Origin of the sequence: Falsiroseomonas selenitidurans, from assembly GCF_012103215.1 — a bacterium.
GTDB lineage: Bacteria > Pseudomonadota > Alphaproteobacteria > Acetobacterales > Acetobacteraceae > Falsiroseomonas > Falsiroseomonas selenitidurans.
On sequence record NZ_JAAVNE010000005.1, the window covers coordinates 139,188 to 159,437 of the forward strand.

General features: G+C 71.5%; 18 protein-coding genes and 1 tRNA gene. 14 read left to right on the top strand and 5 right to left on the bottom strand.

Annotated features, from left to right (window positions below; translation table 11 throughout):
• The first annotated feature begins 223 nt into the window (after positions 1-223).
• The 3 genes from HEQ75_RS05190 (at position 224) to gmd (ending at position 6,647) form a co-directional block, all read left to right on the top strand.
• Positions 224-4,360, top strand: coding sequence for a methyltransferase domain-containing protein (locus HEQ75_RS05190; RefSeq protein WP_168027861.1), 4,137 nt, complete (start codon positions 224-226; stop codon positions 4,358-4,360).
• Complete coding sequence (locus HEQ75_RS05195) at positions 4,357-5,529, top strand: glycosyltransferase (protein ID WP_168027862.1); 1,173 nt, start codon at positions 4,357-4,359, stop codon at positions 5,527-5,529. The genes HEQ75_RS05190 and HEQ75_RS05195 overlap by 4 nt, the downstream gene beginning before the upstream one ends.
• Positions 5,530-5,612: 83 nt before the next feature.
• Positions 5,613-6,647, top strand: coding sequence for a GDP-mannose 4,6-dehydratase (gene gmd, locus HEQ75_RS05200; protein ID WP_168027863.1), 1,035 nt, complete (start codon positions 5,613-5,615; stop codon positions 6,645-6,647).
• A gap of 73 nt (positions 6,648-6,720) precedes the next feature.
• Here the strand turns inward: gmd and sugE are convergent, their stop codons facing one another.
• Both sugE and HEQ75_RS05210 read right to left on the bottom strand, forming a co-directional pair.
• Positions 6,721-7,035, bottom strand: coding sequence for a quaternary ammonium compound efflux SMR transporter SugE (gene sugE, locus HEQ75_RS05205; RefSeq protein ID WP_168027864.1), 315 nt, complete (start codon positions 7,033-7,035; stop codon positions 6,721-6,723).
• 60 nt (positions 7,036-7,095) lie between these two features.
• Positions 7,096-7,968: a bestrophin-like domain gene (locus tag HEQ75_RS05210; protein ID WP_168027865.1), complete on the bottom strand. Its 873-nt coding sequence runs from the start codon at positions 7,966-7,968 to the stop codon at positions 7,096-7,098.
• Between the two features lie 166 nt (positions 7,969-8,134).
• On the opposite strand from HEQ75_RS05210, the gene HEQ75_RS05215 reads away from it, so the two are divergent.
• Both HEQ75_RS05215 and HEQ75_RS05220 read left to right on the top strand, forming a co-directional pair.
• Positions 8,135-8,461 carry an NADH dehydrogenase ubiquinone Fe-S protein 4 gene (locus tag HEQ75_RS05215; RefSeq protein WP_168027866.1) on the top strand — a complete coding sequence of 109 codons (327 nt, stop codon included), beginning with the start codon at positions 8,135-8,137 and terminating at the stop codon, positions 8,459-8,461.
• A 10-nt stretch (positions 8,462-8,471) separates the two neighbouring features.
• Positions 8,472-8,548 (top strand) — tRNA-Arg (locus HEQ75_RS05220).
• Between the two features lie 97 nt (positions 8,549-8,645).
• Here the strand turns inward: HEQ75_RS05220 and HEQ75_RS05225 are convergent.
• Both HEQ75_RS05225 and HEQ75_RS05230 read right to left on the bottom strand, forming a co-directional pair.
• On the bottom strand, positions 8,646-9,047 hold the full coding sequence (locus HEQ75_RS05225; RefSeq protein WP_168027867.1) for a DUF1398 domain-containing protein: 402 nt from the start codon (positions 9,045-9,047) through the stop codon (positions 8,646-8,648).
• An 86-nt stretch (positions 9,048-9,133) separates the two neighbouring features.
• Complete coding sequence (locus tag HEQ75_RS05230) at positions 9,134-9,598, bottom strand: MarR family winged helix-turn-helix transcriptional regulator (RefSeq protein ID WP_209318357.1); 465 nt, start codon at positions 9,596-9,598, stop codon at positions 9,134-9,136.
• A 208-nt stretch (positions 9,599-9,806) separates the two neighbouring features.
• Between HEQ75_RS05230 and HEQ75_RS05235 the strand changes: the two genes are divergently transcribed.
• From HEQ75_RS05235 to HEQ75_RS05260, 6 genes are all read left to right on the top strand, one after another.
• Positions 9,807-10,166 (top strand): H-NS histone family protein, encoded by a 360-nt coding sequence (locus HEQ75_RS05235; RefSeq protein WP_168027868.1) that lies wholly within the window; start codon positions 9,807-9,809, stop codon positions 10,164-10,166.
• A gap of 528 nt (positions 10,167-10,694) precedes the next feature.
• Entirely contained in the window at positions 10,695-11,324 is a 630-nt protein-coding gene (locus tag HEQ75_RS05240) for a peroxiredoxin (RefSeq protein WP_168027869.1), read from the top strand.
• A gap of 5 nt (positions 11,325-11,329) precedes the next feature.
• A complete protein-coding gene (locus HEQ75_RS05245) occupies positions 11,330-12,340 on the top strand; it encodes a cysteine synthase A (protein WP_168027870.1) in 1,011 nt (336 codons plus the stop codon).
• A gap of 24 nt (positions 12,341-12,364) precedes the next feature.
• Entirely contained in the window at positions 12,365-13,036 is a 672-nt protein-coding gene (gene cysE / locus HEQ75_RS05250) for a serine O-acetyltransferase (RefSeq protein ID WP_168027871.1), read from the top strand.
• Between the two features lie 71 nt (positions 13,037-13,107).
• A complete protein-coding gene (locus tag HEQ75_RS05255; RefSeq protein WP_168027872.1) occupies positions 13,108-13,905 on the top strand; it encodes an enoyl-CoA hydratase/isomerase family protein in 798 nt (265 codons plus the stop codon).
• A 194-nt stretch (positions 13,906-14,099) separates the two neighbouring features.
• Positions 14,100-15,266 (top strand): acetyl-CoA acetyltransferase, encoded by a 1,167-nt coding sequence (locus tag HEQ75_RS05260; RefSeq protein ID WP_168027873.1) that lies wholly within the window; start codon positions 14,100-14,102, stop codon positions 15,264-15,266.
• Between the two features lie 4 nt (positions 15,267-15,270).
• On the opposite strand, the gene HEQ75_RS05265 is transcribed toward HEQ75_RS05260, so the two are convergent.
• The gene (locus tag HEQ75_RS05265) at positions 15,271-16,410 is read right to left on the bottom strand and encodes a bifunctional 2-C-methyl-D-erythritol 4-phosphate cytidylyltransferase/2-C-methyl-D-erythritol 2,4-cyclodiphosphate synthase (RefSeq protein ID WP_168027874.1); all 1,140 of its coding nucleotides are present in this window, start codon (positions 16,408-16,410) and stop codon (positions 15,271-15,273) included.
• A gap of 149 nt (positions 16,411-16,559) precedes the next feature.
• On the opposite strand from HEQ75_RS05265, the gene dusB reads away from it, so the two are divergent.
• From dusB to ntrC, 3 genes are read left to right on the top strand one after another with little or no spacing between them, the layout of a single operon-like run.
• On the top strand, positions 16,560-17,606 hold the full coding sequence (gene dusB, locus HEQ75_RS05270; protein ID WP_168027900.1) for a tRNA dihydrouridine synthase DusB: 1,047 nt from the start codon (positions 16,560-16,562) through the stop codon (positions 17,604-17,606).
• The gene (locus HEQ75_RS05275; protein WP_407925878.1) at positions 17,603-18,763 is read left to right on the top strand and encodes a two-component system sensor histidine kinase NtrB; all 1,161 of its coding nucleotides are present in this window, start codon (positions 17,603-17,605) and stop codon (positions 18,761-18,763) included. The genes dusB and HEQ75_RS05275 overlap by 4 nt, the downstream gene beginning before the upstream one ends.
• A complete protein-coding gene (gene ntrC, locus HEQ75_RS05280; RefSeq protein WP_168027875.1) occupies positions 18,760-20,220 on the top strand; it encodes a nitrogen regulation protein NR(I) in 1,461 nt (486 codons plus the stop codon). Before HEQ75_RS05275 ends, ntrC begins: the two co-directional genes overlap by 4 nt.
• Positions 20,221-20,250: the final 30 nt, after the last annotated feature.

Genomic DNA, 20,250 nt, shown 5'->3' on the forward strand with positions numbered 1-20,250 from the left:
CCGAAGCGGTGTCGCGGGGATAATGCAATCGCGAGGTGAGGCAAAGACCTCTGGCGGCGCGCTCCAGGTGAACTTATCACCCATCTGAGACGCGGATTCCCCGCCGAAATAGGATGACGCAATCGTGGCCGCTTCCTCACGCGAAGTTTTGGAAAATTCGCGGAGCGATGGGAACTTTCGCTTTCCTCATCCGAACACGCCCCTGGATTTTACTGGGGAGCGTATGACGAGCGCGGTCAGCGGCCAGATCGAATTCGAACATCTGCACCGCTACTGCATCGCCCGTGACCTGGCGGATGGGCGCGACGTGCTGGATGTGGCGTCCGGGGAAGGCTACGGCGCGGCGCTGCTGGCGGGGCTGGCGCGCAGCGTCACCGGCGTGGAACTGGATGCGGCCTCCGTCGCCCATGCGCAACGCAACTATGCGCGTGCCGGGCTGCGCTTCCTGTGCGCCGATGCCCAGGCGCTGCCGCTGGCCGATGCCAGCTTCGACCTGGTGGTCTGCTTCGAGACGCTGGAACACCTGCCGGACCAGGCGCGCTTCCTGGCGGAGGTGCGGCGGGTGCTGCGGCCGGGCGGGCTGTTCCTGGTCAGCACGCCGGAACGCATGGTGTATTCCGCCGCGGGCGCGGCGCCGAACCCCTTCCATGTGCTGGAACTGACGGAGCCGGAATTCGGCACCCTGCTGGCGCGGCATTTTGCGGCCAGCCGGGTGCTGCGCCAGCGCCCGATGCTGGGGTCCGTGGTGGCGGCAGGCCATGGCTGGCGCAGCTACGAACGGCGCTCCCCGGACATCATCGAGGCGACCGGTGGCCTGGCGCGGCCGCACTACCTGCTCGGCCTGGCAGGCGACGGGGCGCTGCCGGTGCTGCCATCCTCCGCCTATCTCGACCGCCGACGGGTGCATGACGTGGTGGAGGACGCGGCACGGCTGCCGCAGGCCGAGGCCGCTTCGCACCGCCAGCAGGCGGAAGGCGACGCGGCACGGGCGGAAGCCGCGGCGTTGCGGGAACGCCTGCCGCAGGCCGAAGCCGCGCTGCGTGCCGCGGAACAGGCGGCGGCCGCGGCCCTGGCGGAAGCCGCCCGCCTGGCGCGCGACCTGGCCGCGCTGGAGACGACCCTTGTGGCGGAACGCCAGGCGCGGGAGGCCGCCGAGGCCAGCCAGCGCCGCACCCTGATGGAACGCGACGAGGCCCGCCGCGGCGCGGCCGCCGGCACCGATTCCGCCCTTCGCCAGGCGCGGGAGGCGGCGCGGATCGACCAGGCGCGGCAGGCCGCCGAGGCCCATGCGCGCCTGCACGCCGTGCAGCAGGCGCGGGAGGCGGCGGAGGCGCATGTCGTCCACCTGATCGGCATGCTGGAGCAGATCCACCGCAGCACCGGCTGGCGCGCGCTGGGCCCGCTGCGCTGGCTCGGCCGAAGGCATCCGCGCACGGCGCGCTGGCTCGGCCGCGGCGCCAAGCTGCTGTGGTGGACGGCAACCCTGCAGATCGGCCATCGGGCCATGCAGTGGCGGCGCCACCGCGCGGCGCAGCGCGCCCAGCGTGAGGCGCCGCCGCCAGCGCCCGCCCTGCCACCCGCCCCCCCGGCACCTGCCGAGGCCAGGCCGGTCATCGCAGCGCCGCCGACCCTGCCCAGCCTCAGCCCGCCCATCCATGGCCTGGGCGCGCCGCCGCCACCGCCGCGCCGCGACCTGCAGGCCGAATTCTTCGCCGCGCATGGCGACCTGCGCATCGCCTTCCCGGCGGTGGAGGCGCCGGATGTCTCCGTCATCATCCCCGCCTGGCGCGGCCTGGCGGACCTCGAGACCTGCCTGCGCGCCCTGGTCGCCGCCGCGGCTGACGGGCCGACCTTCGAGGTGGTGCTGGTGGATGACGACCCCAGCCAGCCGGTGCTGCCGCAGCTGCCGGACAGCCCCGGCCTGCTGCGCCTGGCGAATGCGGCAAATCTGGGCTTCCTGCGCAGCTGCAACCGCGGCGCCGCGGCTGCGCGCGGCCGGCATCTCTGCTTCCTCAACAGCGACACCATCGTCCAGCCCGACTGGCTGGCGGCGCTGGTGGCCACGGCGGAAGGCGTGCCGCAGGCCGGCCTCGTCGGCGGCATGCTGCTGAACCGCGACGGCACGGTGCAGGATGCCGGCTGGCGCATCCTCGGCAATGGCTGGGGCTACCCGATCGGCCGCGGCGCCAGTGCGCAGGATGGCGCCTATACCTACCGTCGCCCGGTCGATTGCGTCACCGGCGCCTGCCTGCTGCTGCCCCGCGCGGTCTTCGCCGCGCTGGACGGCTTCGACGAGGCCTATGCGCCCGCCTTCTACGAGGAATTCGACCTCGCCTTCCGCGCCCGGGCGCGCGGCCTGTCCGTGATCTACGCGCCGGCCTGCCGGGTGGTGCATCTCGGCAGCGCCTCCTACGGCGCGGCGGAGCGCGACCGGCTTTCGCTGCGCAACCACGCCACCTTCGTCGCCCGCTTCGCCGACCAGCTGCGCAAGCACCCCTGGGACCGCGGCGACGCCTTCGAGTTGCGCCACGCGGCCGGCGAGGGACCGCTGCTGCTGGTGGCGGACCATGCAGTGCCGCGGCCGGACCGCCATGCCGGCGACGTCACCATCGCGCGCTACCTGGGGCTGATGGCCGCCGCCGGCTGGCGCGTCGCCTTCGCGCCGATGGACGGCGTGGCGGAGGGCCCGGCGGCCGAGGCGCTGGAGGCGCAGGGCATCGAGCTGGTGCGCGCCCCGCGCACCGCGGAGGACTGGCTTGAAGCGCATGGCCGGCACCTGCGCGCCGCCTGGCTGGCGCGGCCGGATGTGGCGGAGCGGCTGCTGGGCCCGGTCCGGCGGCATTCCTCCGCCATGCTCGCCTATTACACCCACGACCTGCACCACCAGCGCCTGCGGCGCGAGGCCACACTGCGCGACGACCCGGCGCTGCACGCGGAGGCGGACCGCGTGGCGGCGCAGGAGATCGCCATCTTCCGGGAGGTGGACCGCGTGACGACGCCGAGCGAGGCGGAGGCCGCGCTGATCCGCACCCTGGCCCCGGGGCGGGAGGTGGTGGCGATCCCGCCCTATTTCTTCGAGGAAGCCGAGATCCGCGCCCATGACGCGGCGCATTTCGAACCGCTGCGCGACATCGTCTTCGTCGGCGGCTTCCCGCACACGCCCAATGTCGATGCCGCGCTGATGCTGGCCAACGAGGTCATGCCGGAAATCTGGCAGGAGGAGCCCGCCGCGCGGCTGGTGCTGGTGGGCTACGCCCCGCCGCCGGCGGTGCAGGCGCTGGCCGGGCCGCGCGTGGTGGTCACCGGGCATGTCCCGGCGGTGGAGCCCTTCCTGGCCGCGGCGCGGCTGTTCCTGGCGCCGCTGCGCTTCGGCGCCGGGGTGAAGGGCAAGGTGGTGCAGGCGCTGCAGAACGGCGTGCCGGTGGTGACCAGTGCGGTCGGCGCCGAGGGCATCGGCATCGAACCGGGGCAGGAGGCGCTGGTGGAGGAATCCGCCTCGGCGCTGGCGGCGGCGGCGCTCGCCCTGCTGCGCGACCCGGCGCGCTGCGCCGCGCTGTCGGAGGCCGGCGCCACGCTGGTGCGCCGCCGCTTCACCTGCGCCGCCGGGCGCCATGCCGCCGCGCGGGTGTTCGACACGCCGCGCTGTCCGGTCTGCGGCTCCGCCCGCCTGGCGCCGACCGAGGGGCCCGAGGTGCGCGAGGCGATTCGCTGCCAGGCCTGCTACGCGCTGGGCCGCAGCCAGGCGGTGGCGCAGGTGCTGCTGTCCCGGCTGGCGGTGCCGGGCGTGGACTCGCTGGCCGAATGGAGCCGCCAGGCGCCCGGGATAAGGCTGCACGAATTCGGCTTCGTCGGCGGCATCGCCGACACGCTGCGCGGCTGGCCCGGCTATGCGTGCTCCGAGTTCATCGATGGCGTGGCGCCGGGCGAGTGCGGCCCGCAGGGCATCCGCTGCGAGGACCTGACCCGCCTGACCTACCCCGACGCGCAGTTCGACATGCTGCTGAGCCAGGACGTGCTGGAGCATGTGCCGGACCCGGCGCGCGCCTTCGCCGAGAGCTTCCGCGTGCTGCGGCCGGGCGGGTCGCACCTCTTCACCGTGCCGCAGGACCGCGACCTGCGGCACAGCGTCACCCGTGCCCGGCTGGGCCCGGCCGGGGTGGAGCACCTGCTGCCGCCCGCCTTCCATGGCGACCCGCTGCGGGCGGAGGGGGCGCTGGTGTTCACCGATTTCGGGCTGGACCTGCCGGAGATCGTGCAGGCGGCCGGCTTCGAGATGCTGGAGCACGCCGTGACGATCCACGGCAGCGACCTTCCCCTGCGCGTCTTCGAGGCACGGCGCCCGGCGGCGGTGGCGGGATGAGCCTGATCCACCGCACCTGGAGCCTGCTGCCCCGCCGCATGCGGCGGGAGGCGCTGTTCAGCCTGATGGCGCTGCGCGCCCCGCGCATCGCCCGGCCGGCGCCTTCCGGCGTTGGGCTGCTGGCCCATGCCGGGTATTTCCGCGCGATGAGCGGCCTGGGCACCGCCGCGCGGCGCCTGCAGGCCGGGTTGGCGGCGGCGGGGCTGGAGCCGCTGGCCGCCGACCTCACCGGGAAGCTGCGCCAGGGCCCGCCCGGCCCGCCACCCGCGGTGCCGGACGGGCCGGGGACGCTGCTGGTGCATGTGAACGGGCCCATGCTGCCCTGGGCGCTGGCCGCCCTCGGCCGCGGCGCGGTCGCCGGCAAGCGCGTGGTCGCGGTGTGGAACTGGGAATTGCCGGTGCTGCCGGCGGATTGGCAGCGCGGCTTCGGGTCCTGCCACGAGATCTGGGCCGGATCCGCCTTCACCGCCGCGGCCTTCCGCGATGCGGGGACGGTACCGGTGCGGGTGGTGCCCTATCCGGTGGACCCGGCCGCGCCATCCGCCCTGGCGCGCGCCGATTTCGGGCTGCCGGAGGAGGCCTTCCTGGCGCTGCAGGTGTTCGACGCGGCCTCCTCCATCGCGCGGAAGAACCCCTCCGCCGGCATCGCGGCGCACCACGCCGCCTTCGGCGACGACCCGCGCCACCTGCTGGTGCTGAAGGTCCACAACACCGCCCGCGCCGGGGAGGCCTGGCGCGCGGTGGCGGCGCAGGCGGCGGCGCGGCCGAATGTGCGGGTGCTGGATGCGGCGCTGTCGGATGCGGACCTCTCCGCCCTGGTGCTGGCCTGCGACGTGCTGCTGTCGCTGCATCGGGCGGAAGGCTTCGGCTTCACCCTGGCGGAGGCGCTGGCCCTGGGCCGGCCGGTGGTCGCCACGGCCTGGTCCGGCAATGTGGATTTCATGGACGGCCCCGGCGCGCATGGCGTGCCTGCCCGCCTGGTGCAGGCCGCCGATGCGCAGGCGACCTACGACCTGCCCAACGCCGCCTGGGCCGACCCCGACATCCGCGCCGCCGCCACGCTGCTGCGCCGCATCGCGGCCGAGCCCGCCTTGCGCCATCCGCTGCCGCGCCGCTTCCCGGCGCCCGACTACCGCGCCCTGCTGCGCGCCCCCGCCCTGCATCCCTGAGCCCGCCGGCGCGTTGTCGCCGCGCGGATTGCATTGCTGCGCCTGCCAGTTCGGCCCCGGCCGAAAACACAGAGAGACACGACATGACGAAGACGGCCTTGGTCACGGGCATCACCGGGCAGGATGGCGCCTACCTCGCCCGCCTGCTGTTGGCGAAGGGGTATCGGGTGGTCGGCACCTTCCGCCGCTCCTCCTCCTCCAACGATGGCAGGCTGCGCGAGCTCGGGATCGCTGAGGCGGTCGAGCGCGTCGACCTCGACCTGCATGAGCAGACCAACATCCAGCGGGCGCTGGAGAAGGTGAAGCCGGACGAGATCTTCAACCTGGCGGCGCAGAGCTTCGTCGGCCTGTCCTTCGAACAGCCGATCTACACCGCGGACATCGACGCGCTGGGCCCGGCCAGGCTGCTGGAAGCGGTGCGCCAGGCCGGCGGCCGCGCGCGCTTCTACCAGGCCTCCACCAGCGAGATGTTCGGCAAGGTGCAGGCGGTGCCGCAGGACGAGGCGACCTCCTTCTACCCGCGCAGCCCCTATGGCGTGGCGAAGCTCTATGCCCACTGGCTGACGGTGAACTACCGCGAGAGCTACGGCATGCATTGCAGCAGCGGCATCCTGTTCAACCATGAATCGCCGCTGCGGGGCATCGACTTCGTCACCCGCAAGATCACCTACTCCATGGCGTTGCTGAAGCACGGCAAGCTGGATGTGCTGCGGCTGGGCAACCTGGAGGCGCGGCGCGACTGGGGCTTCGCGGAGGATTACGTGCAGGGCATGTGGCTGATGCTGCAGCAGGACACGCCGGACGACTATGTGCTGGCCACGGGGGAGGCGCGCACGGTGCGCGACTTCGTGGAGCGCGCGGCGGAACCGCTGGGCTTCGACCTGGTGTGGGAAGGCGCGGGCGATACCGAGAGGGGGCTCGACCGCCGCAGCGGCCGCCTGCTGGTGCAGGTGGACCCGGCCTTCTACCGCCCGGCGGAGGTTGAATTGCTGGTGGGCTGCGCCGGCAAGGCGGCGTGCAAGCTCGGCTGGAAGCCGCAGACCAGCTTCGCCCGGATGGTGGCGATGATGGTGGAGGCCGATGACCGGCGCGTGGCGGAAGGCCGCGCGCCGATCTGATGGCCCAGCGGCCCCCGGCCGTCGGGCGGCCTTGGTCTGGCCCTGGTGGGGCGGGTCGGAGACCGCCGACGCTTCATCCGGCCAGCTTCAGCGTGACGATCCCGCCGAGGATCAGGCCGATGCCCGCCAGCCTGGCCGGGTTGGCGGGCTCGCCCAGCAGCCAGATGCCGAGCAGCGCGGTGCCGACCGCGCCGATGCCGGTCCAGATGGCATAGGCGGTGCCGATCGGCAGCGTCTTCAGGGCCAGGGCCAGCAGCCAGAAGCTTGCGGCCATGGCAGCCAGGGTGATCAGGCTGGGCCAGAGCCGGGTGAAGCCATGCGTGTGCTTCAGGCCCATCGCCCAGCCCACTTCCAGCAGCCCGGCCGCCGCCAGGTAGATCCACGCCATGCCATTCCCCCGATGGATTCGGCGTGGCTGTAGGACAGGAGCGGGCAGGCGGCCAACGCACTACCGCGTGGCCGGCGCCGGCGCTTCCTCCGCCACCCGCGGGGCCTCGGGCTGCGGCGGCGGTTCGGCGACCAGGATGCCGCGCCGGATCGCCGCCGCCACTTCCGCCCGGTGGGTCAGGCTGTGGATCAGCGACTCATAGGGCGCCGCGCTGACCGACAGGTGGCCCCGGAAGGGCTGGTCCATCAGGAACACGAAGGCAACGAGCGAGCCCACGCCCGCCGCCTGCACGCCGAGCATCCCGATGGTGTGCCGGCGCGGCGGGTACAGCACGCCGGTGGCGACCAGCAGCCCCAACAGCATGGCAATCAGCAGCCAGAAGGCGCGAGGCAGCCCCGTGGTGGCCGCGTGCAGCCGTTCCTCCCGCGCCTGGTCCAGATCGTCCGCCTGCTCCATCAGATCCGCCGCGACGCTGTCCGAGGCGCCGGCGGCGGCGGCATAGACCGCGTGTTCCAAGGTCTCCGCCAGGCGCTGGGTCGTGGGATCGCGGCCATGGTCGGCCATGCGGTGGAATTCCGTGTCCACCACGCTGTGCAGGTAGGCCATCACGGCAAGGTGGATGTGCCCGCCCTCGGCCTCCATCCGTGCCGCCTGCCGCGCCACGCCGCTGATGGCCGAGACCTCCAGGCTGACCAGGCGCTGCGCCTCGCTCTGCTGGGTGCGGGCCTGGATGGCGCAGAAGGCCAGGGTGAGGGTGAGGGCGGAGACCACGGCGGCGGTGGTCCGCATGGCGATGTCGAGGTGATCCTTGGCGGACGGCAGGTCCACCAGCGGGGCGCCCAGCCGGCAGGCCAGCGCCGCCATCAGGCCCGACACCAGCATGAACAAGGCATAGACCATGATGTCCGGCAGGTCGTACAGGGCGAGCAGCATGGCGGACTCCGCGAGCAGGCGGTCAGAGTGCGCGGCATTGCTTGACCTCTTGTTAGCAGGATGCCGCTATTGGCGATGCCGGCCGCCGGCCCGCCCCTGGCGACAGCGCGCGCGGTCCGGTGTATGTCGACCGCAGGATTGTTCCCGCGAGGAAGACCACCGCCCCATGTCGCGCGAAAGCCAGACCGTCCGCATCCACCGCCAGCCGAAATCGGCCATGCAGTCCGGCCGCGCCGGGGCCGGCGAATGGCTGCTCGAATTCGCGCCAGGGGAGCCGAAGCGGCTGGACCCGCTGACCGGCTGGCCCGGCTCCGGCGATACCCAGGGCCAGGTGACGCTGCGCTTCCCCAGCGCCGAAGCCGCCGCCGCCTATGCCGCCGCCCGTGGCTGGACCTATGAGGTGGCGGTGCCGCCGGTGGTGAAGGCGGACATCAAGCCGAAGGCCTATGCGGACAACTTCAGGTTCGGCCGCACCGACAACTGGTCCCACTGAACCCGGCCTTGCACCCGTAGCTCAGCTGGATAGAGCATCGGATTTCTACTCCGTTGGTCGGGGGTTCGAATCCCTCCGGGTGCGCCAAATCACCACCATCCCCGCCCGCGGCGCCGTGCCGGTGGCCGAAGGCGCCTGCGGCCCTGCCCGCCGGATGGTGTGACGATGTCAGCGCCGGGACCCGTCACGGGGGGAAGTGCTCGACATGGGTCTCGGCGGTTCGGCCGAAATAGACCACGCGGCGGCCCAGGAACGAGACATGGTAACCCGCGCAGCCGGCGGCTTTCGCCCTGGCGCTGAAGGCGGCGTAGCCGTAGTCGGCGGGGCTCGCCTGGGCCCATCGCACCAGGCGCGCGATCTCGGTGGCATCGAAGCGGGCGGCGACAGGGCCGGCGGCGGGCTGCATGGCCATCGCGACGCTGTCGCCCTCCGGCAGATAGAAGATCTGGCTGTCGCGGCGATAATCGACCGTATAGCCCTCGAAGCCGGCGGCGCTCAGCCTGCCGACAATATCCGGGAAGCTCAGCCTTCCTTCCTGAGCGGCATGCAGACAGGTTCGGGCAATGGCGTTCTGCTCCGCGTTCATGGCGGCTTCCTTTCAGGTGGTGTTGTGTCGGGCAGGCTTGGATTCGCCGGAGTCATCTTCGCCGGGACCCTGTTCGGCCGTCTGATTCAGTCCAGGGGGATGGCTTTCAGGTCGCGCCGTTCGGCCAGAACCCTCAGGATCCGATCGAGCGTTTCATGCTCTTCCCGCGTCAGCGCGGCGAAGAATTCGGCGTCATTCCTGTCGGCAAGCGTTGCCAGCAACGGAACTGCCGCCCGGCCCCGCCGGGTCAAGGACAGGCGGTGAGCACGCCGGTCGTCGCGGTTTTCCGCCCGTTCGACCAATCCCTTGGCGACCAGCCTTTCCGCAAGCTTGCTGATGGCACCCTTCGTCAGGCCCATCTTGTCGGCCAGGATCGACGGCGCGCTCGGTTCGAGATCATAAAGCGCCCGCATGAAGGACCATTCCGCGACGGTGACGCCTTCGGCCGATACCGCGCGTGCAAAAGCCTGCGAGACGGCGTTCGACACCATGCGCATCCAATACCCGGTGTGATCGGTCAGTCCCGAGGGCGCTGTCCTGGGCTGGCTCATCGGCCGCCTCCTGGTCTTGTTTGTTGACTAGGAAACTATCATCGGCGTTTCGCCCGGTCAACCGGGCCGCCGCGGCAACGCGCGCACCATGGCCTGCGGCGCGCGCCGCGAATAACCATTTCGCATTCGATTGAAGCGGCAATCCAATCTTGCGAAATCACAGGCGCCGGGCTAGCGAAAGGGCATTATTGGTGATTGGAAGATGCCCATGGCTGAAAAATCCGCAATCCATCTCGACGATTTGAGCGTTGCCGATCTCACGGCCCTGATCGCCGCGGCGGAGGAGAAGCGCCAGGAGAAAATGGAAGGCGCCAAGGCGGCGCTGATCGAGGAATTCGCGCAAAAGGCCGCCGCGCTCGGCCTCAGCGTTGAGGAACTCTATGGCCGGATCGGCCATGATGCCCCGATGCCGGTGGCGAAGCGCAAGCCGCGCAAGGATGCCGGGCGATCCGTGGCGGCGAAATACCGCAGCCCCACCGGGGCCACCTGGTCAGGTCGCGGGCGGCGCCCCGGCTGGGTGACCGAGGCCCTGGCGCGCGGCACGGACCTCGAAGCCTTTCGAGTCTGAGGCGCCAGGTCGCCTGAGAAACGGCGAAATGGGAGAATACGCCACGGCTTGACGCGGAATCAATTCGCCTCCGGGACAAGGATCTGGCCGCGGCACGGCTTTCGCGGCCGGCGGAATGGAGCGGGTCATTCTCCGCGCCCGCGATGGCGCAATGCGCCGCGGCTTTTCCTTGCGAAATGCGAATGGATTGCTGCGGCGCCGGCTTTGCCGCGGCGAATGGCGGCCCTCGCCGGCGGGTATTTGGAAGGCAGGCGCCGCCTCGCCGGCCGTCCCGCGGGCCTGGCCGCATCGCCGCAGACCAGCCGCCCGCTGCCTGAATATTCTTCCACGGCCGGGCTGCTCCGCAGCCGACGCTGTCTCCGCGCCGACCGCCCGGGGAAAGGCAAGCCGCGCGGCCATGCAGGGGGAGCATGCATGGTCCCACGGCAGCCCGCACCATCCCGCCACCCCCGCTGGAATCGGGCTTCGGAATACCCTTATCGTCCCCCGGGGCGGCCCCGCGCGGCCGCCGGATGAGGAGGACTTGCCATGATCCAGCTCGGCCAGGTGGCCCCGGATTTCGAAGCGGCCACGACGCAGGGGACCATCCGCTTCCATGAATGGCTCGGCACGTCCTGGGGCGTGCTGTTCAGCCACCCGAAGGACTTCACCCCGGTCTGCACCACCGAGCTCGGTGAGACCGCCCGCCTGAAGCCGGAATTCGACCGCCGCGGCGTGAAGGTCATCGGCCTGTCGGTGGACGACCTCGACCGCCATGCGGGGTGGGAGGCGGATATCGCCGACACCCAGGGCCACGCGGTGAACTTCCCCATGATCGCCGACCCGGAGAAGAAGGTCGCCGCGCTGTATGGCATGGTGCATCCGGAGGCCGACCCCTCCATCACCGTGCGCACCGTCTTCGTCATCGACCCGGCGAAGAAGGTGCGGCTGTTCATGGTCTATCCGCCCAGCACCGGCCGCAACTTCGACGAGATTTTGCGCGTCATCGACAGCCTCCAGCTCACCGACGGGAAGAAGGTGGCGACGCCGGTGAACTGGCGCCCGGGCGACCGCGCCATCATCCCGCCCTCGATCCCGGACGAGCAGGCCAAGGCGCTGTTCCCGCAGGGCTGGGAGGCGGAGCGCCCCTATCTCCGCTGGGTCGAGGTGAAGGCCTGACCGCGGTGGACGGGGTGGTCGACGGCTTCTGGGGCGCGGTCGGCAACACGCCGCTGATCCGCCTGCGGCGCGCCTCGGAAGCGACGGGCTGCGAGATCCTCGGCAAGGCGGAATTCATGAACCCCGGCGGCAGCGTGAAGGACCGCGCGGCACTCGGCATCCTGAAGGCCGCCATGGCGGAAGGGCGCCTGGTGCCGGGCCAAGCCGGCACCATCGTGGAGGGCACTGCCGGCAATACCGGCATCGGCATCGCGCTGGCCGCCAATGCCCTGGGCTGGCGCAGCGTGATCGTGGTGCCGGAAACCCAGTCGCGGGAGAAGCTGGATTATCTCCGCATGATCGGCGCCGATCTCCGCCTGGTGCCGCCCAAGCCAGCCAGCGATCCCGGCCACTATGTCAATGTCTCTCGCCGCCTGGCGGAGGAGCTCGGCGCCGTCTGGGCGAACCAGTTCGACAATCCTGCCAATGCCCTGGCCCATGAGGCAACGACCGGCCCGGAGATCTGGGACCAGACCGATGGCCGGGTGGATGCCTTCACCTGCGCCTGTGGTACCGGCGGCACCTTGGCCGGCGTCGCCCGTGCGCTGAAGGCGCGCAAGCCCGGCGTGCGGATCGTCCTCGCCGATCCCGGCGGCTCCGGCCTGCTGGACTGGGTGAAGACCGGCACGCCGAAGGCGGAGGGCAGCTCCATCACGGAGGGTATCGGCCAGGCCGCGCGCGCCCCGGGCAACCTGGCCCAGGCGCGGGACCTGATCGACGACGCGGTCCGCATCGAGGACCCGGCGATGCTGGAACAGGTCTTCGACCTGCAGATGCAGGAGGGGATCTCGGTGGGCGGCAGCGCCGGGCTGAACGTGGCGGCGGCGATCCGCGTGGCACGCGACCTCGGCCCCGGCCATACCGTGGTGACCATCCTCTGCGACGGCGCCGCGCGCTACCAGTCCAAGCTGTTCAACCCCGCCTTCCTGCGCGGGCGTGGGCTGCCGACCCCGCCCTGGATGGATGCGGCCGGCTGATCCCTCGCTTGAGGAGTTTACCCGATGGCGTTGGAAATCATAGAATTGGTCCGGGCGATCCGGGCACGGGACCCGGCCCGGCCGAGCTGGGTGGAAGCCCTGCTGTGCTATGCCGGGCTGCATGCGGTGCTGTGGCATCGCCTGTCGCACGCGCTGTGGCGGCTCGGCCTGCCGGCCGCCGCCCGCTTCTCCTCCCACCTCGCGCGCTGGCTGACGGGGATCGAGATCCATCCGGGGGCGAAGATCGGCCGGCGGCTGTTCATCGACCACGGCATGGGGGTGGTGATCGGCGAGACGGCGGAGGTCGGCGACGACGTGCTGATCTATCACGGCGTGACCCTCGGCGGCCTGTCCGGCCAGCCGGGCAAGCGGCATCCGACGCTGGAGGACCAGGTGACGGTGGGTGCGGGCGCGCAGGTGCTGGGGCCGATCCGCATCGGCCGCGGCGCCCGCGTCGGCGCCAATGCCGTGGTGGTGGCCCCGGTCGCGCCCGGCTGCACCGTGGTGGGTATTCCGGCCCGGCCGCCGCGCGGCCAGCCCTGCCAGGAACCCGCCATCGGCTACGGCCTGGGCGCGGTGGACGAGGACCCGGTGGGCGATCAGATCGCCGCCCTGCGCGGCGAATTGGCAACGCTGCGGGCCGAACTCGCCGCGCTGCGGGCGCGGCAGCCGGAAGGCGAATGCGCGGGCGTGTAGCGCCCCCGGCTTGACGCTGCCCGGAAGCGGGCGGAGTTTTCCGCGCTGCAAGGGATAAGGAAGCGCCGCGCATGACCGAGGAAAACCCCGTCCTGGTGACCCGCGAGGGTCCGGTGGTGCGCGCCGTGCTGAACCGCCCGCACCGCCGCAACGCCATGAGCCAGGGGCTGGTCGATGCGCTGGACGTCCTGCTGGCCGAATTGAAGACGGACGCCTCCGCCCGGGTTCTGGTACTGTCCGGCGCCGGCGGGCATTTCTGCGCGGGCCTCGACCTGACCGAGGTGGGCGCGGTGGAAAGCCCGGAGGAGAAGCTGGCTCGCCAGCACGCCCGCAACCAGAAGACCGGCGCCCGCTTTGCCGCCATCGCGGAACTGCCGCAGGTGGTGATCGCGGCGGTGCAGGGCGCCGCCTATGCGGGGGGGCTGGGCTTCGTCACCGCGGCCGATATCTGCCTCGCCTCCGCCGATGCGCGCTTCTCCGCGCCGGAAGTGCGGCGCGGCCTGGTGCCGGCGCAGATCCTGCCCTGGCTGGTGCGCCGCATGGGACGCAGCGAGGCCGCGCGGCTCTGCCTGCAGGGCCATGTGATGGACGCCGAGGAAGCCGCCCGCACGGGTCTGATCCACCAGGTGCTGCCCGACGCGACGGCGCTGGAAGCCGCCCTGCAGGCGAGCATCGCCGACATCCTGCAGGGCGCCCCGGGCGCGCTGGCGGAGACCAAGGCGCTGCTGGCCGCGCTCGGCCCCGTCTCGCCCCCCGCCTATGCCGAGGCCGGCGCCCAGAGCTTCGCCCGCCGCGCCGCGAGCCCGGAGGCCGAGGAAGGCATCGCCAGCTTCAAGCAGCGCCGCAAGCCTTCCTGGATGCTGACGTGACCTTGCCCTCAACCGCCGGGCGTCGGCATCCGCCGGAGAGGCTGGAGCGTCGGCATCCGCCGGAGAGGCTGGAGCGTCGGCATCCGCCGACTGGGCTTCGCGGCACCGGCCGCGGCGGCCATTCGGCCGCTCGGCGCATGCAAGCTGCCTCAGCCGCCTGTCACCGGCCAAGCTGACAACCGGAGGATCCCGCCATGACCGCCTGCATCGTCGGCTGGGCGCATACGCCCTTCGGCAAGCTCGATGACCCGGATATCGAGAGCCTGTTCGGCCGCGTCGCCCGCGCCGCCATCGAGGATGCGGGGATCGGCGCGGCGGAGGTGGATGGCGCCTTCGTCGGCGTCTTCAACGGCGGCTTCTCGAAGCAGGATTTCTTCGCCTCCCTGCTGCTGCAGAGCGTGCCGGAACTGCGCTTCAAGCCGACCACGCGGTATGAGAATGCCTGCGCCACCGGCTCCGCCGCCCTCCACGGCGCGCTGGATTTCCTGGCCGCCGGCCGTGGCCGCTTCGCCCTGGTGGTGGGGGCGGAGAAGATGACGGCGACGCCGGGGCCGCAGATCGGCGACATCCTGCTGGGCGCCTCCTACCGGAAGGATGAGGGCGACATTCCCGCGGGCTTCGCCGGCGTCTTCGGCCGCATCGCCGAGAGCTACTTCCAACGCCATGGCGACCAATCCGATGCGCTGGCGGCGATTGCCGCGAAGAACCACCGGAACGGCGTCGCCAACCCCTATGCGCAGATGCGCAAGGATCTCGGCTTCGCCTTCTGCCGCGCCGAATCCGAGAAGAATCCCTTCGTCGCGCCGCCCCTGAAGCGCACCGATTGCTCGCTGGTCAGCGACGGCGCCGCGGCGCTGATCCTGACGGATGAGGAAACCGCCAAATCGATGGGCAAGGCGGTGCGCTTCCGCGCCGCGGTGCAGACCACGGACCTGATGCCGATCGCGCAGCGCGACGTCATCCGCTTCGAGGGTGCGCGCGCCGCCTGGGGCCAGGCGCTGGACCGCGCGGGCCTCGCCTTGTCCGACCTCAGCTTCGTCGAGACGCATGACTGCTTCACCGTGGCGGAGCTCATCGAATACGAGGCGATGGGCCTGGTGCCGGAAGGGCAGGGCGCGCGGGCGGCGCTGGAAGGCTGGACCGCCAAGGATGGCCGGCTGCCGGTGAACCCCTCCGGCGGGCTGAAATCCAAGGGCCACCCCATTGGAGCCACCGGCGTGTCGATGCATGTGCTGGCGGCCATGCAGCTCACCGGCACGGCCGGCGACATGCAATTGCCGAAGGCGGACCGCGCCGGCGTGTTCAACATGGGCGGCGCGGCGGTGGCGAATTACTGCTCGATCCTGGAACGGGTCGGGTAGCCATTCAGCCCGGCACCAGCACGCAGGCGGCCGCCTGGGCCGCGATGCCCTCGCCGCGGCCTGGAAAGCCGAGGCGCTCGGTCGTGGTCGCCTTCACGGAAATCCGGTCGACCGGCACGGCCAGCAGGTCCGCCAGGCGTTCGCGCATGGCGGTCGCATGCGGCGTGATCTTCGGGCGTTCGCAGATCAACGTCACATCCGCATTGGCCAGCACCCCGCCCCGGGCGGCGATGCGGCTGGCGGCGTGGCGCAGGAAGCGGGCGCTGTCGGCGTCCTTCCACTGCTCCTCGGAAGGCGGGAACCAGCGGCCGATATCGCCCTCCGCCAGCGCGCCATAGATCGCATCGCACAGGGCATGGATGCCGACATCGGCATCCGAATGGCCGGACAGGCCCAGCGGGAAGGGCAGGGTGACGCCGCACAGCACCATGGGCCGGCCGGGCACCAGGCGGTGCACGTCGAAGCCGGTGCCGATGCGCGGAATGCGGGGCAGGGTGGCTTCCATCCGCTCGATATCCCCGGGCCAGGTGATCTTGATGTTGCGCTCATCCCCCGGCAGCAGCGCCACCGCCAGGCCGGCGGCTTCCAGGAGCTGGGCGTCGTCGGTGGCTTCTGCCGTCGCGCCACGGTGCGCGGCCAGCAGGGGGCCGAATCGGAAGGCTTGCGGCGTCTGGGCGCGGAACAGCCCGGCGCGCGGCACGGTCGCCTGGATCAGCCCCGCCTCGCCCCGCTTCAGCGTGTCGCTGACCGGCTGGGCGGGGATCGCGCCGGCGTGCGTGGCCAGCGCCTCGCGCAGGGCCGCGACGCTGCCCGGCGCGATGAAGGGGCGGGCGCCGTCATGCACCAGCACCTGCGCGGGCGGGTTCGCGGCCAGCGCCTCCAGCCCGGCGCGGACGCTGGCCTGGCGGGTGGCGCCGCCGGCGACGGGGGGCAGGCAGGGCAGACCGGCCAGCATTGCCGCCACCGCCGCCAGCGAATCGGCGGCGACGACGGGCAGGATCGCATCCACCACGCCGTCGCGCAGCAGCGCCTCCGCCGCATGGCGCAGCACCGGGCGGCCGTGCAGGGGCAGGAACTGCTTGGGCCGCGCGGCGCCGAAGCGGCTGCCACTGCCGGCCGCCATCAGAAGCGCGACGCATTGCATGCACCGAAACTAGCGCAGACCCGGCCCCTGGCCCAGGGCATGGCCCGCCGGTTCGACACCCTGCCGGAATAAGTGGCAGCCTCGGTCGTATCGCGATGCTTCGCATTGCCGAAAGGCGGGGTGCCGCTTATCTTGCCCAAATCATGAGCATGACCAGCCCCAACGCCGCCGGCTCCGCCACGCCGCGCCTGTCGCCGATCGACCTCGGCGGTGCGCGGATCGCCATGCCGGTGATCCTCGCGCCCATGTCCGGCGTGACGGACCTGCCCTTCCGCCGCCTGGCCCGTGCCGAGGGCACCGGCCTGGTGGTGAGCGAGATGATCGCCTCCAATGCCATGGTGCGGGAGAACCGCACCACGCTGAAGATGGTGGAGGTGGATGGCGAAGGCGCCTCCGTCCAGCTTGCCGGCTGCGACCCGGCGGTGATGGCGGAGGCGGCGAAGCTGGTGGTGCAGCATGGCGCCGGCATCGTCGACATCAATTTCGGCTGCCCGGTGAAGAAGGTGGCGCTCGGCCAGTCCGCCGGCTCCGCGCTGATGCGCGACGAGATCGGTGCGGCACGGATCCTGGAGGCGGTGGTGCGCGCCGTGGACGTGCCGGTGACGCTGAAGATGCGCATGGGCTGGGACCACCAGTCGCTGAACGCCCCCCGCCTGGCGAAGATCGCGCAGGAGAGCGGGATCCGCATGGTGACGGTGCACGGCCGCACCCGGCAGATGTTCTACAACGGCACCGCCGACTGGGCCTTCGTCGCCCAGGTGAAGGCGGCGGTCGACCTGCCGGTGATCGTCAATGGCGACATTCTGACGCCGCTGGATGCGGCGGAGGCGCTGCGCCAGTCCGGTGCCGATGGCGTGATGATCGGCCGCGGCTGCTATGGCCGCCCCTGGCTGCCCCGTCTTGTCGCCACCTATCTGCAGACCGGCGTGCTGGAGCCGGAGCCGGATGTGGCGGCGCAGTACCGCACCCTGCTGACGCATTACCACGCCATGCTGGCGCATCACGGCACGGAGCCGGGGCTGCGCTTGGCCCGCAAGCATATATCCTGGTATTCCAAGGGACTGCACGGATCGGCTGAGTTCCGCGCCGAAGTGAACCGGACGGATAATGTCGCCGCCGTGCTGGCCCTGATCGACCGCTTCTACCTGCCGCTGATCGAGCGCGGCGCGGTGCCGGAGGCCAGGCTGGCGGCATGAAGACCTCCGCCCTGACCCGCGCCGCGCGCGCGCTGCGCCTGCCGGTGGCGGCGCCGCCGATGCCGGTGCCGGATTGTGCCGCCGTGCTCGGCGCGCTGCCCATCGCCGCCGTGGTGCTGGATGCGGAGGACCGCTTCCGATTCGCCAACCCGGCCGCCGAATTGTTCTTCCAGCAATCCGCCGCCGCCCTGCGCGGCCATTCGCTGCGCGACCTGCTGCCGGAGGACAACCGCCTGTTCGGCGTGCTGGCGCAGATCCGCGCCCATGACGCGCCGGTTTCCGACCATGACCTGGCGCTGGAAAGCCCGCGGATGCGCCGCATCGGTGTCGCCGCCCATGGGGCGCCGCTGCCGGAAATGCCCGGCGGCGTGGTGCTGACGCTGCAGGATGGCTCCACCGCGCAGATGCTGGACCGGCAGTTGAACTTCCGTGGCGCGGCGCGCGGCGCCTCCGCCATGGCGGCGATGCTCGCCCATGAGGTGAAGAACCCGCTCTCCGGCATCCGCGGCGCCGCGCAATTGCTGGAACAGGGCGCCAGCGAGGGCGACCGCGAATTGTGCCAGCTCATCCAGGACGAGGCGGACCGCATCCGCAACCTGGTGGAGCGGATGGACATGTTCTCCGAACGCCCGGTGGAGCAGGCGCCGGTGAACATCCATGAGGTGCTGGACCATGTCCGGCGCATCGCCCTCTCCGGCTTCGCGGCGCATCTGAAGATCAACCAGGACTACGACCCCTCGCTGCCGCCGGTCTGGGGCAACCGGGACCTGCTGATCCAGATCCTGCTGAATTTGGTGAAGAACGCCGCCGAAGCCGTTGATCCGAGGGAGGGCGAAATCCTGCTGACCACCGCCTACCACCATGGCGTCCGCATCGCCGTCCCGGGCAGCCAGGAAAGGGTCGACCTGCCCCTGCAGGTGATGGTGCGGGACAATGGGCCGGGCATCCCGGACCAGATCCGCGCCTCGCTGTTCGAGCCCTTCGTCACCACCAAGCGGGGTGGGCAGGGGCTGGGCCTGGCGCTCGTCGCCAAGCTGGTGGCTGACCAGGGCGCGCTGATCGAATGCGACAGCCGGCCCGGCCGCACCTCGTTCCGCCTTTCCCTGCCGGTGCCGCCCCCGGCGCCGCGCCGTGCCCTTGCCGGAGTTGCCGCATGAGCGACGCTGCCGCGGTCTCCGCCACCACCCGTACCATCCTGATCGCCGATGACGACCGGGCGATTAGAACCGTGTTGTCCCAGGCGCTTGGTCGGTCCGGCTACCATGTCCGCGCAACCTCCTCCGCCGCCACTTTGTGGCGATGGGTGGAGGATGGGGAGGGCGACCTGGTCATCACCGACGTCATCATGCCGGATGAGAACGGGCTGGACCTGGTGCCGCGCATCCGTCGCGTGCGGCCTGATTTGCGCGTGGTGGTGATGTCGGCGCAGTCCACCTTCTCCACGGCGCTGAAGGCCACCCAACGTGGTGCCTTCGACTACCTGCCCAAGCCCTTCGATCTGAAGGAATTGCTGGCCGTCGTCGGCCGGGCGCTGGCGGCTCCGAGCCAGCCCTCCATCGCCGAGGCGGAGGAGCCGGAGGAGCGGCTGCCGCTGGTAGGCCGCTCCGCCGCCATGCAGGAGATCTACCGGACGGTCGCCCGCCTCACCACCACCGACCTCACCGTGATGATCACCGGCGAATCCGGCACGGGGAAGGAATTGGTGGCCCGCGCGCTGCACGATTACGGGCGGCGGCGCGGCGGGCCCTTCGTTGCCATCAACATGGCGGCGATCCCGCGCGAACTGATCGAATCGGAGCTGTTCGGCCATGAGCGCGGCGCCTTCACCGGTGCGCTGAACCGCGGTGTCGGCCGCTTCGAACAGGCCGCCGGCGGCACGCTGTTCCTGGACGAGATCGGCGACATGCCGCCCGAGGCGCAGACCCGGCTTCTGCGCGTGCTGCAGGAGGGCGAGTTCACCACCGTCGGCGGCCGGCAGCCGATCAAGGCCAATGTCCGCATCGTCGCCGCGACCCATCGGGACCTGCGGCAATCCATCCGTGGCGGCATGTTCCGCGAGGATCTGTTCTACCGGCTCAACGTGGTGCCGATCCGCCTGCCGCCGCTGCGCGAGCGGCTGGAGGATATTCCCCTGCTGGCGCGGCACTTCCTGGAACGTGCCCGCGCCGCCGGCCTGCCGCAGAAGCAGCTGGACCAGGGCGCCATGGACCGGCTGAAGCAGCACGCCTGGCCGGGCAATGCCCGCGAATTGGAGAACCTGATGCGCCGCATGGCGGCGCTCTATCCGCAGGAGATCATCGGCGCCGATGCCGTGGGGGCCGAGCTGGCGGAAGCCGCGGCCCCGCCCGAGGAAGGCCCGCGCGCGCCGGAAACCCTGGAACAGGCGGTGGAGCGGCATCTGGCCGGCTTCATGTCCGCACACAAGGACGGCATGCCGATCCGCGACCTCTATGACCGGGTGCTGGCAGAGGTGGAGCGGCCGCTGCTGAAGCTGGCGCTTTCCGCCACGCGGGGCAACCAGATCAAGGCCGCGGCCATGCTGGGGCTGAACCGCAACACGCTGCGCAAGAAGCTGCGGGAGCTGGACCTGCCGGTGGTGCGGGGCCTGCCCTGACGGCCCGCGCCGCCCTTTGGCCCCTGGCCC

Bases quoted from the DNA above. Each gene is read 5' to 3' on its own strand.
- HEQ75_RS05215 (WP_168027866.1), top strand. From the start codon at position 8,135: ATGTCGCGCGAAAGCCAGACCGTCCGCATCCACCGCCAGCCGAAATCG.
- gmd (WP_168027863.1), top strand. From the start codon at position 5,613: ATGACGAAGACGGCCTTGGTCACGGGCATCACCGGGCAGGATGGCGCC.
- HEQ75_RS05190 (WP_168027861.1), top strand. From the start codon at position 224: ATGACGAGCGCGGTCAGCGGCCAGATCGAATTCGAACATCTGCACCGC.
- cysE (WP_168027871.1), top strand. From the start codon at position 12,365: ATGGCGTTGGAAATCATAGAATTGGTCCGGGCGATCCGGGCACGGGAC.
- HEQ75_RS05235 (WP_168027868.1), top strand. From the start codon at position 9,807: ATGGCTGAAAAATCCGCAATCCATCTCGACGATTTGAGCGTTGCCGAT.
- ntrC (WP_168027875.1), top strand. From the start codon at position 18,760: ATGAGCGACGCTGCCGCGGTCTCCGCCACCACCCGTACCATCCTGATC.
- dusB (WP_168027900.1), top strand. From the start codon at position 16,560: ATGACCAGCCCCAACGCCGCCGGCTCCGCCACGCCGCGCCTGTCGCCG.
- HEQ75_RS05225 (WP_168027867.1), bottom strand. From the start codon at position 9,047: ATGAACGCGGAGCAGAACGCCATTGCCCGAACCTGTCTGCATGCCGCT.
- HEQ75_RS05210 (WP_168027865.1), bottom strand. From the start codon at position 7,968: ATGCTGCTCGCCCTGTACGACCTGCCGGACATCATGGTCTATGCCTTG.
- HEQ75_RS05195 (WP_168027862.1), top strand. From the start codon at position 4,357: ATGAGCCTGATCCACCGCACCTGGAGCCTGCTGCCCCGCCGCATGCGG.
- HEQ75_RS05260 (WP_168027873.1), top strand. From the start codon at position 14,100: ATGACCGCCTGCATCGTCGGCTGGGCGCATACGCCCTTCGGCAAGCTC.
- HEQ75_RS05255 (WP_168027872.1), top strand. From the start codon at position 13,108: ATGACCGAGGAAAACCCCGTCCTGGTGACCCGCGAGGGTCCGGTGGTG.
- HEQ75_RS05240 (WP_168027869.1), top strand. From the start codon at position 10,695: ATGATCCAGCTCGGCCAGGTGGCCCCGGATTTCGAAGCGGCCACGACG.
- sugE (WP_168027864.1), bottom strand. From the start codon at position 7,035: ATGGCGTGGATCTACCTGGCGGCGGCCGGGCTGCTGGAAGTGGGCTGG.
- HEQ75_RS05265 (WP_168027874.1), bottom strand. From the start codon at position 16,410: ATGCAATGCGTCGCGCTTCTGATGGCGGCCGGCAGTGGCAGCCGCTTC.
- HEQ75_RS05275 (WP_407925878.1), top strand. From the start codon at position 17,603: ATGAAGACCTCCGCCCTGACCCGCGCCGCGCGCGCGCTGCGCCTGCCG.
- HEQ75_RS05230 (WP_209318357.1), bottom strand. From the start codon at position 9,598: ATGAGCCAGCCCAGGACAGCGCCCTCGGGACTGACCGATCACACCGGG.